Genomic DNA, 12,807 nt, shown 5'->3' with positions numbered 1-12,807 from the left:
ATGTGCCAACCTGGAGTAGAAGAGAGCGACCCATGCAACATCCGACCATCCGTACCCTGGCCGGCGCGAACGCGCCGACGTCGATCGATGCCGCCCGCACCGCACTGCTGGTGATCGATTTCCAGAACGAATATTTCAGCGGCCGCCTGCCGATTCCGGAAGGGCCGCGCGCGCTGGGCAATGCGCAGCGCGTGATCGCGTTCGCCGATCGCGCCGGCATTCCGGTGTTCCACATCCAGCACGTCGGCGCGGCCGATGGCACGCTCTTCGCCGACGGCAGCGACGGCTTCCGCTTTCATGCGGACCTGCAGCCCGCGCCGCATCACGCGGTCGTGAAGAAGACCTCGGTGAGCGTGTTCCCGACGACGGACATCGACGCGCGCCTGAAGGCGGCCGGCATCGACACGCTGATCGTCACCGGGCTGATGACGCACGCGTGCGTCGCCGGCGCGGCCCGCGATGCCGTGCCGCTCGGCTATGCGGTGATCGTCGTCGACGACGCATGTGCGACGCGCGACCTCGATGTCGCGGACGGCGGCACCGTGCCGCACCGCGACCTCCATCGCGCGACGCTGGCCGCGCTGTCGGATACGTTCGGCGACGTGCTGACGACCGGGCAGGTGCTCGCGCTCGGTGTCGCCTGACGCACGCGCGGCCGGTGCGCTGGCCGCGTTCAAGTGCGCGAAGCGGTCGGCCGCGCATCGGCGCGCAGCCCGCCCGGTCAGAACATCGTGTTCCCGTTCGCGGTTTTTTCGGGCACCGGCTGGATCACGTCCCAGTGCTCGACGATCTTGCCATCCTTCACGCGGAAGATGTCGACGACCGCTTCGCCGCGATCGCCCGGGCGCTCGGTCGCATGCACGTGCAGATAGACGAGGTCGCCGTCGGTCGCGCTGCGGACGATCTGCGCGCGCGATTGGGGGTTCTTCTGGAACGCGCCGACGAAGTACGACACGAACGGCTTCTTGCCGTCGGGCACGTGCGGGTTGTGTTGCTTGTAGTCGTCGGCGACGACGGCGGCAGCCTCGAGCGCTTCGTGCTTGTTGAAGAAGCGGTCGTAGAACGTCAGCACGAGCTGGCGGTTGGCTTCCTCGGCGGCCAGGTCGCGCGCGGCCGGGCCGGCGGCCAGCGCGGCGGTCGATGCGGCAAGCAGGACGAACGCGGCAACGGTGCGGACGGGCGAGCGGAGCGATGACATGCGGCAGGTTCCTTGTCTGGAGATGCGTGGACGGACGCGCGGTGCGCGGTGTGAGACTGCGGATGACGCCGATCGTCGTCATCGGCGGACGACGGGGTGCCGACGGTGCGCGTGCGCATGCTTCGTAGAACTGGCAAATCCGCTCGGCCATCGAGTCGATCGAATGGTACAGTTGCCGCGAACCCGTCACAAGAAGTCACCACGGTGTGAACAGGTCACACCGCGGTGACCGTGCATTACCCGTGAAAGAGAATCCCGTCATGTCGTTTCCGTCCGCCGACGAATCCGTCGAATTCGATCAGCCGTGCCCGATCCGCGATGTGCTCGACCGCATCGGCGACCAGTGGAGCCTGCTCGTGCTCGAGGCGCTGTCCGGCGGCACGATGCGTTTCAACGAACTCGCCCGTGCGATCGGCGACGTGTCGAAGCAGATGCTGTCGCGCACGCTCAAGCGGCTCGAGCAGGACGGCTTCGTCAGCCGCACGCTGTATGCCGAGGTGCCGCCACGCGTCGAATATGCGCTGACGGACCTCGGGCGTTCGTTCCTGACGCCGATGCACGCGCTGATTCGCTGGGCCGACGAACATCATCGTGCGATTTGCGCGGCCCGTCGCCGCGTGCGCGAGCAGGAAAGCAGCGGGCGTTGAGCGGAGTACGTCGTGCGGTCGCGTGACGACCGGCGACGGGATGCGTGCGTTGCGGCAGCAGCAGATGATTTCGTTATCCGAACGTTTCGGGGGCGCTGCTTTCGCATGCGGTGTCGCGAAGGGCGCAACGCACGCGTGGCGATCGGCGTTTGAAGGGCGCCGACGACTGTCGTGACCGGGGCAAGCGCGATCGGCATCCGCCCGGTCGGGCAGCTCGTATGCAGGACAGGGCGGCGTGTCGATCGGCAAGGGCGTGGAAGCGGCGGATTCGCGCCGACCGACGGCCGGCGCGGACGACTTAACGCCAGGTGCCGTCGACGTAGACCCACACTTGACCCTGGCGCCGCCAGTAGCCAGGTACCCACCTGCGCCCGGGGCGGCGGGCGGCCCAGCGTCCGGACACCCATATATAGTGGCCGCGCTGCCAGCGCCAGTAGCCGTCGGTCCAGACATAGCCGTGCGGCCGTGGAGGCGGCGGCCGGCGATCATGCCGCGGTGCAGGCGGCGCGAAGCCAGGGCGATCGGAATAAGGCGGCCTGCCGGGGCCCGGAGGCGGTCCGGGCGGCCGGTACCCGGGTGGAGCGGGCTGAGCCGAGACGGTACGCAGCCAGCCGCCGGTGGCGGCGAAGGCGGCGGTCAGTCCGACGGCGCGCAGCAACGAGCGTCGATTCATCGCGTGTCCTCTATATAGGTAGTCGGAGCCGCCTTACATTAGCCTGCCGGTCCCGGAGCCGGGTTACGCGGGCAGTTAAGGCTGTTACCGCATGTCACGACGGCCCGGCGGCAGCCGGGGCGCCGCCGCCGATCTCCCCGTTGGAGTTGGCGCCGACGGCCAATGGGGGCGGCTACGGCCGCGCGGCCGAATGTTTACCGTTCAGTCTCTGCGTTTTAGGCGGCCAGGCCCAATATTTGAGATTGGTTTGGGTAAAAATTACCGTTTTCGTGTGGTTCCATCGATTCCGTTTGTTGTTTCTATGCAACCGTCAAGACGATGACACGAAAGAATGGTGGGATGAAAGCCTCCAAAAAGCATCCGTCAATAGGTCAAAAAAAGACGTTAAAACAAATACTTATAACGCGTCCCCACTTTCATTATTTCTAGTTCTGGAAAAGCTTATTTCTTTATTTGCAGATCGCACCCCTAGGGTACACCCCTAAACTCACGGTTCCCAAACGGGCAACTATCCGGGCGCGGCCAGAAGGACCGATGGCGCTCCCGGACGGTTGCAGACCGTTTATGAACAAGGTCGCGAGACCTGCCTCTTTTTAGAAGGGAGCTCCACGAATGAACAAGACTCTGATCGTTGCAGCAGCTGCAGCATCGTTCGCTACCGTCGCTCACGCGCAAAGCAGCGTCACGCTGTACGGCGTGCTGGACGCAGGCATCACCTACCAAAGCAACGTCCAGAACGCAGCCGGCCAAGGCAAGTCGCTGTGGTCGATGGGTTCGGGCATTGACCAGAGCCGCTTCGGCCTGCGTGGTTCGGAAGACCTCGGTGGCGGCCTGAAGGCGATCTTCACGTTGGAAAGCGGCTTCAATATCGGCAACGGCAAGTTCGCGAACAACAACGGCATGTTCAACCGCCAGGCTTTCGTCGGCCTGTCGAGCCAGTACGGCACGGTTACGCTGGGTAAGCAGTACGACTCCGTCCAGGACTACCTGGCACCGCTGACCGCAACGGGCTCGTGGGGCGGTACGTACTTCGCTCACCCGTTCAACAACGACAACCTGAGCACGAACGGCGGCTACTCGGCTAACAACACGATCAAGTTCGCAAGCGCGAACTACGCTGGCCTGCAATTCGGCGGCACGTACTCGTTCTCGAACAGCACGAACTTCGGCAACAACCGTGCTTACAGCGGCGGCGTGTCGTACCAGTACCAGGGCCTGAAGCTGGGTGCAGCTTACTCGCAAGCGAACAACCCGAACAACAACGGCACGGGCGCAGTTGACTCGTCGTCGGCTCTGTTCAACGGCCAAGGCCGCCTGCGCACGTACGGCGCGGCTGCTGCATACGCATTCGGCCCGGCGCAAGTTGGCGCAGCATGGACGCAATCGCGTGTCGACAACCAAGCTAACGGCGCGGCTACGTTCCACGCTGACAACTACGAAGTCAACGCGAAGTACAACCTGACGCCGGCTCTGGGCCTGGGCGCAGCGTACACGTACACGAACGCGAAGGTTGCTGGCGAAAGCACGCACTGGAACCAGTTCGGCCTGCAAGCTGACTACTCGCTGTCGAAGCGCACCGACGTCTACGCACAAGCTGTGTACCAGCGCGCTGCGAAGAACGGCGTTGGCGCATCCATCTACAACGGCGACGTCAACACGCTGCCGAGCTCGTCGATCAACCAAACCGCAGCAACGGTTGGTCTGCGTCACCGCTTCTAAGCGTGACGGCTGGGTAACCAGCTTCGCAGTATCGAAAAAGGCGCCTTCGGGCGCCTTTTTTTTCGCCCGCCGCATCAGCGACGCGGGCTGCGATGAGGCTGTGTATCGTCCGGACGCAAAAAAGCGAGGCGCTGAGCCTCGCTTTTTGCTTGGTGTGGCCGACATGTGTGCTGCCGGCCGCAGCAGCATCAGCGCGTGTATTCGCCGTTGGCTTCCGGCTGGAACACGATCGCGGCGACCTTCATCAGTCTTTCGGCGCCGCTCGGCTGCAGCACTTTCACCAGCTGGCCGCGTTGCGTGCCGAGCAGCGCCATGCCGACCGGCGAGAACACGTTCAGGCGGCCGAGCTCGAGATTGGCGGCGTCCGGATAAACAATCGTCCAGGTGGCCTGCTCCTGGGTCGCTTCGTCGAGCAGCGTGATCTGCGAGTTCATCGTGACGACGTTTGCCTTGATGGCGTCCGCTTGCACGATGTCCGCGCGCTCGAGCAGCGTGTCGAGCATCGTCTGGAAGCGCGGGTTGTGTTCGGCGTGCTTCTCGAGGCGAGCAACGTCGAGTTCGGTCAACTGGTAAAGGCGTTGTTTCATGGCAGTTCTCCAAATGATCGGCATGGGGCAGGCGGGGCGTGCCTATGGGGATCGCCCGGAGCCTGTCTGACCTGGCTCCGGGAAGGAGACCGAGCCGTCAGATCAGGCGCCGGGCAGGCGCGAGCGGCGCCTGGGCCGTGCGTCGAACGAGGGGGTGCGCCGGCTGCCCGGCGCGCACGCGCACGCCGACCGGGCCGGGCGGCGACACCGAGAGAGACGTGGGCGCGTACATGATGAATAGGGTATCGACAGTCGAATAAAACCTTACGATTCTACAACACAACCTTCCGGATCGGTGCTTCGGCTGTCGGCCTTTCGTCAGGCATTGTTGTGAAAATGATTTAAGTAATAGCGATCACACGCGGTGACAGCGGTCGATTTTTTCCGAAAATGCAACGCTGTATGTTCAAACCAAGGGTTTCCCCTTGGTATCGCCAGCACTACACTTGATCCATCGCTTCAGACAGTCCCGCCGGGAGCGACGTCAAAAGAGAACATATTTCGGAGGTCCACCATGAAGTCGATCATCTACGCAGCGATCGCTGCATCCGTTCTTGCCGCCCCGATCGCATCGTTCGCACAGTCCGAGCAGGGCTTGACTCGTGACCAGGTCCGGGGCGAGCTCGTGCAACTCGAACAGAATGGCTACAAGCCGCTCGCGAGCGATTCGCAATATCCGGACAACATCCAGGCCGCGGAACAACGGATCCAGCCGAACCAGCCGATGCTCGCCCAAGCCGATACGAGCGGTTATGGTGCGGTGGCGACGGGCGCTGGCCAATCGGGCCGCCGCATGACGCATGACGCCCCGAATCCCGTGAACTCCGTCTACTTCGGCAACTGAACATCGCCGGGTCTGCCCGAGCACAGTACGTGACCGACGGGACGTGCGCCGCTTGCGCGCGTCTGCGTCAGCAGAGCAGAACCTCCGTCGCCGCATTCCGGCGGCTTTCCCGCCCAGACGCTCGCGCGTTTGGGCCTTTTTTGCTGGGACGGATCAGGCGGACGTGACCGTCGGGGTGCCGTGGATATAGTGTTCGAGTTGGCTGATCGTGAATTGCTGGTCGGCAATCACGCTTTTCACGAGGTCGCCGATCGAGATCAGGCCGATCAGCTTGCCGTCCTGAATGACGGGCAGGTGGCGCATCCGGTGCTCGGTCATCAGCGCCATGCACTCGTCGGTGGATTGCGACGGTTCGACGTAGCGCACCTTGGCCGTCATGATTTCCTCGACGCGGGTGGCCTTCGACGAGCGGTCCTGCAGCACGACCTTGCGCGCGTAGTCGCGCTCGGTGACGATGCCCGCGATGTCGTCGCCGTCCATGACCAGCAATGCGCCGATTCCCTTTTCCGCCATCAGCTTGATGGCGTCATAGACGAAATCGGCTTTCGTGACGGTGTAGATCGTGCGGCCGGAATCCGGCTTGGCTTTGAGAATTTGCGCGACAGTCGTGCTCATTTGCTTTCTCCGTGTGCGGGACGATGCAGGGAAGGCAGGGCGTGATGCGCGGTACCCGACGGGCCCAGTATAGCCGGGCCTGCTGCGGCAGTCGCGTGACGTTTCCAGATTAGCGGTAAACTCCGGTCACGCACTATCCACACAACTCCTACATTCCAGATCGTTTCGATTGAATTCATGATGTCTTCGCGTCCCCAATCGCCCACGCAGGGCAATGGCCAGGCAGACGAGTGCGTGACGCTCGTCGCCACCGCGTCGCTGCCCACGCGCTACGGTACATTCACGTCGTACGCTTTCCGCGTATCGGGCAGCGATGCCGAACATCTCGCGCTCGTGATGGGTGACGTCACCGGCGAGCAGTCCGTGCTCACGCGGCTGCATTCCGAATGCCTGACCGGCGACGTGTTCGGCTCCTTCCGCTGCGATTGCGGCGAGCAGCTCGATCTCGCGCTGCGCTACATCGCGGCGGAAGATCGCGGCGTGCTGCTGTATCTGCGCGGCCACGAGGGGCGCGGCATCGGCCTGAGCAACAAGATCCGCGCATATGCGCTGCAGGAGCAGGGGCGCGACACCGTCGAAGCGAATCTCGACCTCGGCCTGCCCGACGACGCCCGCGAATACGATTCGGCCGCCGCGATCCTGCGGATCCTCGGCGTGACGTCGGTGCGACTGATGAGCAACAACCCGAAGAAGTTCGACACGCTCGTGAAGCACGGCATTCCCGTGTGTGAACGCGTGGCGCTCGCCGTGCCCGTGCGCGAGGAAAACGAGCGTTACATCCGGACCAAGCAGGTCAAGTTCGGGCATTACTTCGAAGAGAACGAGTAGGGGAAATTTCGGACTAGTCCGAGGTGGTCCGAATTGATCCGGGGACGTCTTTAAGTAATTGAATTGCAACGAAAATTAAAGAATTTTCCGCGCTCTTTCGTTGTGTCAACGCTTGTCTCCGCTTGGCTAAACTTGCTGCGTCGGCGTAGGTTTCCGCGGCGTTGTGCACGAAACCTACGCCGCGTATGCTTCCCTTGGGAAAACCTACGCTGAGGGAAGAATGCGCTTTGATGCACGCGTCGCGGCCGCGCTGCCGAGCGGCGAGCACATGACCTTTGAGGGGTTTCCGGGACTTCGCCTCCAAGCTTGGACGAGTCGCAAGTCATGGACATATCGCTACAAGTCGCCGGTCGATGGCCGCATGCGGCAGGTAAAGCTCGGCGAATGGCCCGCAATGTCGTTTGCCGCAGCGATATCTGCGTGGGAAAAGAGCCGCGTCGAGCGCGATTCTGGCGCCGAGCTTTCCGCTCTACGTCGAAAGCGGGAAGCAGCCGCTGCTCGTCCCTCACCGGCCACGTACACCGTCAGGGAGCTGTGTCGCGACTATCTGGAAGGGTACATAGAGGTAAATCGGAAAACAAAGGGAGCGATCGAGGTCGCCCGTATATTCAAGGCGATGCTGGGGCCTATTGCGAATGCAAGCGCGGCGACCGTCACACGCGCCCAGGCGTTCGATTTCCTCGATTCATATCGGTCGACGCCTGTTCTCGCGGCGCGCCTTCGCATGGAGCTTGGTGGTGCCTGGAACTATGCGCTTGATGCCGGGCGCCTTCCCGAAAACACAGCGAATTGGTGGAAGGATATTCTAAGAGGGCGATTGAAGAGCAAAGGGCGCAAGGTCGAAGGGAAATACACAGGGACGCAGAAACGAGTGCTGTCGGTTGACGAACTCGGCACATTGATTCGGTGGTTGCCAAATTTCAGTTTGAATGTGGCTGATGCGTTGACGCTCTATCTTTGGACCGGCGCGAGGGGCGGCGAGATCGTCGCCATGGAGAGTACCGAGGTGGCGGAGGAAGCCGACGGCCTGTGGTGGACTATCCCCAAACACAAGACCAAGGGGCTGCAAAACGAGAGGGCAACGGATCTGCGCGTGCCGCTGATCGGTCGCGCTGAGGTTGTTGTGCGACGGCGCCTCGATCAGGTCAAGGGAACCTTCTTATTTCCATCGTCGCGCGGGACGTCGATGGACCAGACCGTGGTCCAGCACGGCGTCTATTATCATCAACCATATTGCAAGGTCGCACCGAAACACGACCGGCCGCGTTTGCCGGTCACGCACTGGTCAGCCCACGATCTTCGACGCACAACCCGGACCTTGCTTGCAATGATGGGATGTCCCAATGAGATTGCCGAGGCCGTCCTCGGCCATGTGCAACCTGGAATCATCGGCGTCTACAACAGACACACCTATGACAGGGAGCGGCGCGAGTGGCTCACGCAGTTGTCGCATCGCTTGGAATCGATCGCTGCGACGTATCCCGCTAAGAAGTAGATCAGCGATACCGATTGTAGTGGCTGGTGTTCGAGGGTGGGTAGCAATCGGATATCGCGCGCTTGGATCGTGCCTCGATCTCGCGTGTGGACCGTGCGACGCTGAGCCTGACATGCGAGGCTGTTTTTCGCGACCAAATTTCTGACGCTGACTTCAGACGGTAACCTCTACGGTCGGCTAGCAATTGCGCCCAACGACATCGCGACAAGTAAGGCGCGAAACAATGTTCATCTCCTGAACATGCCGCCCGAATAGGATTTCCACCATCCCTGAATTGAAAAGGATCAACGCCAAGGGGCAGAGCTGCAAGGAATTTCGGCTCAGCCTCTTTTAGCAGAGGACTGTAGCGGAACTTCGAGGAAACCTATCGTCCAATGGAAGCGCCGACAAACAGAATTTTGTTTCTGTAAGTGCGTTTGCCACGCGTGACATCACCCATTAAATTTGTATGTGCGCGGTCTATCGTAAGCATGAAGGGCTTGCCGTACCTCATCGATTCTCCTGTTGTCGCGTTGACAACGCCTCCGCGCGCAGGGAATCAACGGCAACAGACGAAAGGTGAAGTCGCAATGAAGATCTGTTTCTCTCTGAAAGAAGTGGCAGTGGCACTTTCACTATCACCGGCGACGGTACAGAAGCTTGTACGTGAGAAGAGCTTCCCTGAGCCGCGACTGCTATCGGGCCGGAGGGTAGGATGGCTCGTACACGAGGTTCAGCAATGGGCTGATGCTTGTCCGATTGCCGAGCTGCTGCCACCAGAGAATTCGGGTGCTAGGAAGCGGCGAGTCTCACGAGAGGATCGGGTGGCACGCATGCAAGGTCCCTAGTTTGATCGGGTGGGTCGCGCACCACCGCTGCTGTTGGTGATGGTGCGCGAGCCTCCGATACCGCGGAGCCGAATGACGCACGGTGAGGTAACTCGCTCGAATGCGATGAACCGCGCCGACGAGCGCACCTTGCTGTCGTTGCACTGCGGTGCGAAGAAATAGGTGCGGCGGACAGTTCGGTGCCGTCGAGTTCTCGACGTGCTCGAACGCGTTGGATCCGAAGCGATGGATCGCGATCGACGATCCAGAGCCGGCCCCGCCATGTGCCCCAGCGCGACGGCAAGTCGGCTTGCACGGTGGAAGTGCAGGTTCTGCGCAATCGCGCGGTCGGTCATTGGCTGTATGCCGAGGTTTCGCGCGTCGCTGAATTCCTCAGTTCACATCTGTTTCTTTGTATGTGGACCGCGCCCGGAACGGGCGCGCATGCAAATGAGGCGAGGCGACTGATGGGCTGTCAAACAATGGACCGGATGAAAGCGTCAACGGTAAATTCGGGGCTCGAATGTACGAGCCGAGAATGGTTGGGGATGCACCTTGAGGCGAAGGTCGTGATCGAGCACTGTACGTCGCTACAATGCCCTTCGATGCGCGTTGGGGAGTGGCTTATCTGACGCCCAACGAGTTTAAGCGGCAGTATTGTTTTACAGAGGCGATCGAGGTGGTTCTCCGAGACTGAAATAATCCGAAGAAATCAGGCAGTCCATTCCCGTCGTTACAACGAAAAGTAACCGCCCTCGCCCACGCGAATATGGTCGAGAAATGTACAAGCGTAGAGACGAAGCCGAGCGCCTGTTTCGGCGCCTCAAAGACTTCCGGCGCATCTTTTTCCAGTTCGAAAAAACTGGACGTGATGTTCCTCACCTTTATCATTTCGGGCTAGTCGTCGGCGAGCTCAGATAGCGCGAGCGGGTCCTGGATGCCGACTCGTCATGTGCACGGATCTCGAGACGTTCCATGGGGCGCTCACATGAACGTCTAGTCGCAAGCCGTGCATTCATGTCCCCGAAAGGAGGCATGATTACTGTGGTAAACGCGAGCTTTGCCTAAAGGTTGGCGTGGAACTGTCGCTATATGAGTGATGCCGTTGCGATGAACGTGGCTTTCCACATAGGCGCTTAACCCTGTTCAGCTATGAAGATGGCTAACAAGTAGCTATCAAGTTTGATGTCGGTGCGGGCGCCATTCATGAGACCACCCCCTACGACGAAGCCTGAGCCGTCAGCCGGCTCTATTGGATTCTGGGCGCCTCGCGCTGCGGCTGTCGGCGGTGACGTGGTTGGCGGCCAAGTCGATGGCTCCAGTACAATGCTGGGCTGAACATCCAGGTTGTCGCGATGTCATCGCGAGCCAGCCATGAATGTCCCCTACTGTTGAGCCGTATAGCGGGCCGGCTATCGCGGAACACGTGCGTTGCAGCGTACCACCGCCAGAGGCTCCGTTCGATCTACAAGCGGCGATATCGGCGGACCATGGATTGGAGACATGGCCCGCCGATAGTGTTGATTCCGAAGATCCGGAGTTTGACCGGGTGGTAGCCCCATCGGTCACGGGCAATCCTCATCAGCACCGGCCAGTGCGGTTGTATTTAGCAGCGTCTCGCTGACCCGGCCCAGTTTTCGGAGCGATTCAAACGTGCGGCGCTGGTGTAGAGAATGAGCCGGGCCGTCAACGAGCGTAAGTATCTGGTAAGTCGATCCGCAATACAGTCGTTCCAGTCTTGTGAACAAACATGAGGACCGACTGTGAAGAAAGCGTGCTGCTTGAATCCTGCCTTGGTGTCGGCGATGGCGCTGATTGTGTTGCAACCCGTCTCGGGTCTGGCCAAGGATGCCGACTCTCAACCCTTCGGAAAGTTCGCTGACGGGTTTTCGTTCTTGAATAATTCACCGAACGTTACACACTGGGGTTTGGGGGCCGGCGTTGGGGTAATGCCGTCTCCCTATAAGGGGGATAGCACGCGCTATCTGCCGATCCCATTAGTCACCTTTGACAACAAATGGGTGCATGTCGCCGGTACGACAATGGATATGAAGATCGGCGCATGGAGCGACGTGAGTGTCGTCTTGCGTGGACGGGCGGCATTATTTGACGGGTTCAAGGGTAGTGACGCGCCAGTACTGAATGATATGGAGAAACGAAGTGGAGCATTCTGGTATGGCCCCTCACTTGAATGGAGGACCTCTGTCGGTACCCTATCCGGTGGGTTCTTGCTTGGCGGAAACAAGGGCACGGTCGGGAACGTAGACTTTAACAGGTCGTTCGAGGTTGGACGATGGAGTCTAGAGCCTTATGTTGGGGCAAACTGGTGGAGCGCGAAATACGTCGACTACTACTATGGTGTTCGCCCTTGGGAGGCTCGTGCATGGCGGCCCGCTTATACAGGCGAATCCACATGGAATGTTTCTGTCGGAACTCGCGCCAGTTACCGGATCACGCGTCAGCAGATGGTTGGCATCGATGTCGGGGCAACTCGTCTCGGTAACAGTGTGACGGAAAGTCCGATCGTGGGGCGTCGATTCATTCCTCAGGCGAGACTTGTCTATTCGTATCAATTCAAATAAGTGCTTCAGTATGTCGAGAATTGCACTCATAGAGGATCATCACCGACTGGCCGAGATGGTGCGAATGGCGCTCTCGTCCGCCGGGATCGAAACGGATCATTTCAATACCCTGTCGGAGGCGAGAAATGGGATTTCCATTGGAGACTACGCAGTGCTGTTGATCGATCGGGCGTTGCCTGACGGTGACGGTCTGGCATTTTTGCGGTCGCTGCGTGGCACGGGCTGTATGACACCCTGTCTAATGCTGACTGCCCGCGATGCGCTCCATGATCGAATCGACGGGCTAGAGAGTGGTGCGGACGATTACGTGACCAAGCCATTTGCGATGAGTGAGTTGATTGCTCGTGTGAGAACCCTGATGCGCCGGCCACAGGCGCTGACCGATCTTGTCGTGCAGTACGGTGATGTGTCCATCGATCCTCGGGAGCGGTCGATGTATCGCGGGAAGGAGTCAGTTCTCTTGGCACCGGCTGAACTGCAGATTATGCAATGCCTCGCGTCCGCACAAGGTCGGACGGTCCGGCATGCGGCACTGGAGCATGCAGCGTGGGGATTAGGAGAGGCTGTTACACCGAATGCACTCGAGGTAACGTTGCACCGCCTGCGTAAGAAGTTGCGGGCGCTCGGAGCGGACACATGGATTTGCAACGTGAGGGGCGCGGGCTTTGCACTGAATGCGGGCGAAACGACGCGAAGTGCCAGTGATGTGGGTACACGGTTGGCAGGTGAACGCGACACATGATTTCGCCTGAGCCATCACTCAGTTCAAATGGCTCGAGCGAAATATGTGACTCTTCGTACTTGTCTGGGCGT

13 protein-coding genes and 2 pseudogenes are annotated in these 12,807 nt (G+C 60.6%); 11 read left to right on the top strand and 4 right to left on the bottom strand.

Annotation, left to right across the window (positions count from 1 at the left end):
* Window positions 1-32: 32 nt before the first annotated feature.
* Window positions 33-644 carry a cysteine hydrolase family protein gene (locus tag U4Y91_RS06295; RefSeq protein ID WP_321804157.1) on the top strand — a complete coding sequence of 204 codons (612 nt, stop codon included), beginning with the start codon at window positions 33-35 and terminating at the stop codon, window positions 642-644.
* A 77-nt stretch (window positions 645-721) separates the two neighbouring features.
* Here U4Y91_RS06295 and U4Y91_RS06290 read toward each other — a convergent pair whose 3' ends face one another.
* Window positions 722-1,198, bottom strand: coding sequence for a nuclear transport factor 2 family protein (locus U4Y91_RS06290; protein ID WP_321804155.1), 477 nt, complete (start codon window positions 1,196-1,198; stop codon window positions 722-724).
* A gap of 260 nt (window positions 1,199-1,458) precedes the next feature.
* On the opposite strand from U4Y91_RS06290, the gene U4Y91_RS06285 reads away from it, so the two are divergent.
* On the top strand, window positions 1,459-1,845 hold the full coding sequence (locus U4Y91_RS06285; RefSeq protein WP_321804153.1) for a helix-turn-helix domain-containing protein: 387 nt from the start codon (window positions 1,459-1,461) through the stop codon (window positions 1,843-1,845).
* Between the two features lie 298 nt (window positions 1,846-2,143).
* On the opposite strand, the gene U4Y91_RS06280 is transcribed toward U4Y91_RS06285, so the two are convergent.
* Window positions 2,144-2,518: a hypothetical protein gene (locus tag U4Y91_RS06280; protein ID WP_321804151.1), complete on the bottom strand. Its 375-nt coding sequence runs from the start codon at window positions 2,516-2,518 to the stop codon at window positions 2,144-2,146.
* Between the two features lie 612 nt (window positions 2,519-3,130).
* Between U4Y91_RS06280 and U4Y91_RS06275 the strand changes: the two genes are divergently transcribed.
* Entirely contained in the window at window positions 3,131-4,237 is a 1,107-nt protein-coding gene (locus U4Y91_RS06275; protein ID WP_044846708.1) for a porin, read from the top strand.
* A 188-nt stretch (window positions 4,238-4,425) separates the two neighbouring features.
* Here the strand turns inward: U4Y91_RS06275 and U4Y91_RS06270 are convergent, their stop codons facing one another.
* Window positions 4,426-4,824: a GreA/GreB family elongation factor gene (locus U4Y91_RS06270; protein ID WP_321804150.1), complete on the bottom strand. Its 399-nt coding sequence runs from the start codon at window positions 4,822-4,824 to the stop codon at window positions 4,426-4,428.
* A 514-nt stretch (window positions 4,825-5,338) separates the two neighbouring features.
* On the opposite strand from U4Y91_RS06270, the gene U4Y91_RS06265 reads away from it, so the two are divergent.
* Window positions 5,339-5,668 (top strand): DUF4148 domain-containing protein, encoded by a 330-nt coding sequence (locus tag U4Y91_RS06265; protein ID WP_321804148.1) that lies wholly within the window; start codon window positions 5,339-5,341, stop codon window positions 5,666-5,668.
* A gap of 153 nt (window positions 5,669-5,821) precedes the next feature.
* Here U4Y91_RS06265 and U4Y91_RS06260 read toward each other — a convergent pair whose 3' ends face one another.
* Window positions 5,822-6,283, bottom strand: a complete 462-nt coding sequence (locus U4Y91_RS06260) for a CBS domain-containing protein (protein ID WP_321804146.1) — start codon at window positions 6,281-6,283, stop codon at window positions 5,822-5,824.
* A gap of 177 nt (window positions 6,284-6,460) precedes the next feature.
* Here U4Y91_RS06260 and ribA point away from each other — a divergent pair, with 177 nt between their 5' ends.
* The 7 genes and pseudogenes from ribA (at window position 6,461) to U4Y91_RS06230 (ending at window position 12,736) form a co-directional block, all read left to right on the top strand.
* Complete coding sequence (gene ribA / locus U4Y91_RS06255; RefSeq protein ID WP_044846712.1) at window positions 6,461-7,111, top strand: GTP cyclohydrolase II; 651 nt, start codon at window positions 6,461-6,463, stop codon at window positions 7,109-7,111.
* Window positions 7,112-7,331: 220 nt separating this feature from the next.
* Complete coding sequence (locus U4Y91_RS06250) at window positions 7,332-8,606, top strand: integrase family protein (RefSeq protein ID WP_321804144.1); 1,275 nt, start codon at window positions 7,332-7,334, stop codon at window positions 8,604-8,606.
* A 470-nt stretch (window positions 8,607-9,076) separates the two neighbouring features.
* Entirely contained in the window at window positions 9,077-9,433 is a 357-nt protein-coding gene (locus U4Y91_RS06245; RefSeq protein ID WP_321804142.1) for a helix-turn-helix transcriptional regulator, read from the top strand.
* Between the two features lie 460 nt (window positions 9,434-9,893).
* A pseudogene (locus tag U4Y91_RS36745) lies at window positions 9,894-10,109 on the top strand (IS3 family transposase); the annotation flags it as partial.
* 26 nt (window positions 10,110-10,135) lie between these two features.
* Window positions 10,136-10,313 (top strand): annotated as a pseudogene (locus U4Y91_RS06240) (IS5/IS1182 family transposase); the annotation flags it as partial.
* A gap of 904 nt (window positions 10,314-11,217) precedes the next feature.
* The gene (locus U4Y91_RS06235; RefSeq protein ID WP_321804140.1) at window positions 11,218-11,994 is read left to right on the top strand and encodes a MipA/OmpV family protein; all 777 of its coding nucleotides are present in this window, start codon (window positions 11,218-11,220) and stop codon (window positions 11,992-11,994) included.
* Between the two features lie 10 nt (window positions 11,995-12,004).
* Entirely contained in the window at window positions 12,005-12,736 is a 732-nt protein-coding gene (locus U4Y91_RS06230; protein WP_321804397.1) for a response regulator transcription factor, read from the top strand.
* Window positions 12,737-12,807 lie beyond the last annotated feature (71 nt).

The sequence above is a fragment of the Burkholderia sp. BCC1993 genome (genome assembly GCF_905339865.1).
Lineage (GTDB): Bacteria > Pseudomonadota > Gammaproteobacteria > Burkholderiales > Burkholderiaceae > Burkholderia.
Note: the sequence above shows the minus strand (reverse complement) of the source record. Positions and strands in the feature narration are given on the sequence as shown.

What these genes read in the sequence shown, in the direction of transcription:
- U4Y91_RS06295 (WP_321804157.1), top strand. Translation starts at nt 33, where the DNA reads ATGCAACATCCGACCATCCGTACCCTGGCCGGCGCGAACGCGCCGACG.
- U4Y91_RS06290 (WP_321804155.1), bottom strand. Translation starts at nt 1,198, where the DNA reads ATGTCATCGCTCCGCTCGCCCGTCCGCACCGTTGCCGCGTTCGTCCTG.
- U4Y91_RS06285 (WP_321804153.1), top strand. Translation starts at nt 1,459, where the DNA reads ATGTCGTTTCCGTCCGCCGACGAATCCGTCGAATTCGATCAGCCGTGC.
- U4Y91_RS06280 (WP_321804151.1), bottom strand. Translation starts at nt 2,518, where the DNA reads ATGAATCGACGCTCGTTGCTGCGCGCCGTCGGACTGACCGCCGCCTTC.
- U4Y91_RS06275 (WP_044846708.1), top strand. Translation starts at nt 3,131, where the DNA reads ATGAACAAGACTCTGATCGTTGCAGCAGCTGCAGCATCGTTCGCTACC.
- U4Y91_RS06270 (WP_321804150.1), bottom strand. Translation starts at nt 4,824, where the DNA reads ATGAAACAACGCCTTTACCAGTTGACCGAACTCGACGTTGCTCGCCTC.
- U4Y91_RS06265 (WP_321804148.1), top strand. Translation starts at nt 5,339, where the DNA reads ATGAAGTCGATCATCTACGCAGCGATCGCTGCATCCGTTCTTGCCGCC.
- U4Y91_RS06260 (WP_321804146.1), bottom strand. Translation starts at nt 6,283, where the DNA reads ATGAGCACGACTGTCGCGCAAATTCTCAAAGCCAAGCCGGATTCCGGC.
- ribA (WP_044846712.1), top strand. Translation starts at nt 6,461, where the DNA reads ATGATGTCTTCGCGTCCCCAATCGCCCACGCAGGGCAATGGCCAGGCA.
- U4Y91_RS06250 (WP_321804144.1), top strand. Translation starts at nt 7,332, where the DNA reads ATGCGCTTTGATGCACGCGTCGCGGCCGCGCTGCCGAGCGGCGAGCAC.
- U4Y91_RS06245 (WP_321804142.1), top strand. Translation starts at nt 9,077, where the DNA reads ATGAAGGGCTTGCCGTACCTCATCGATTCTCCTGTTGTCGCGTTGACA.
- U4Y91_RS06235 (WP_321804140.1), top strand. Translation starts at nt 11,218, where the DNA reads ATGGCGCTGATTGTGTTGCAACCCGTCTCGGGTCTGGCCAAGGATGCC.
- U4Y91_RS06230 (WP_321804397.1), top strand. Translation starts at nt 12,005, where the DNA reads ATGTCGAGAATTGCACTCATAGAGGATCATCACCGACTGGCCGAGATG.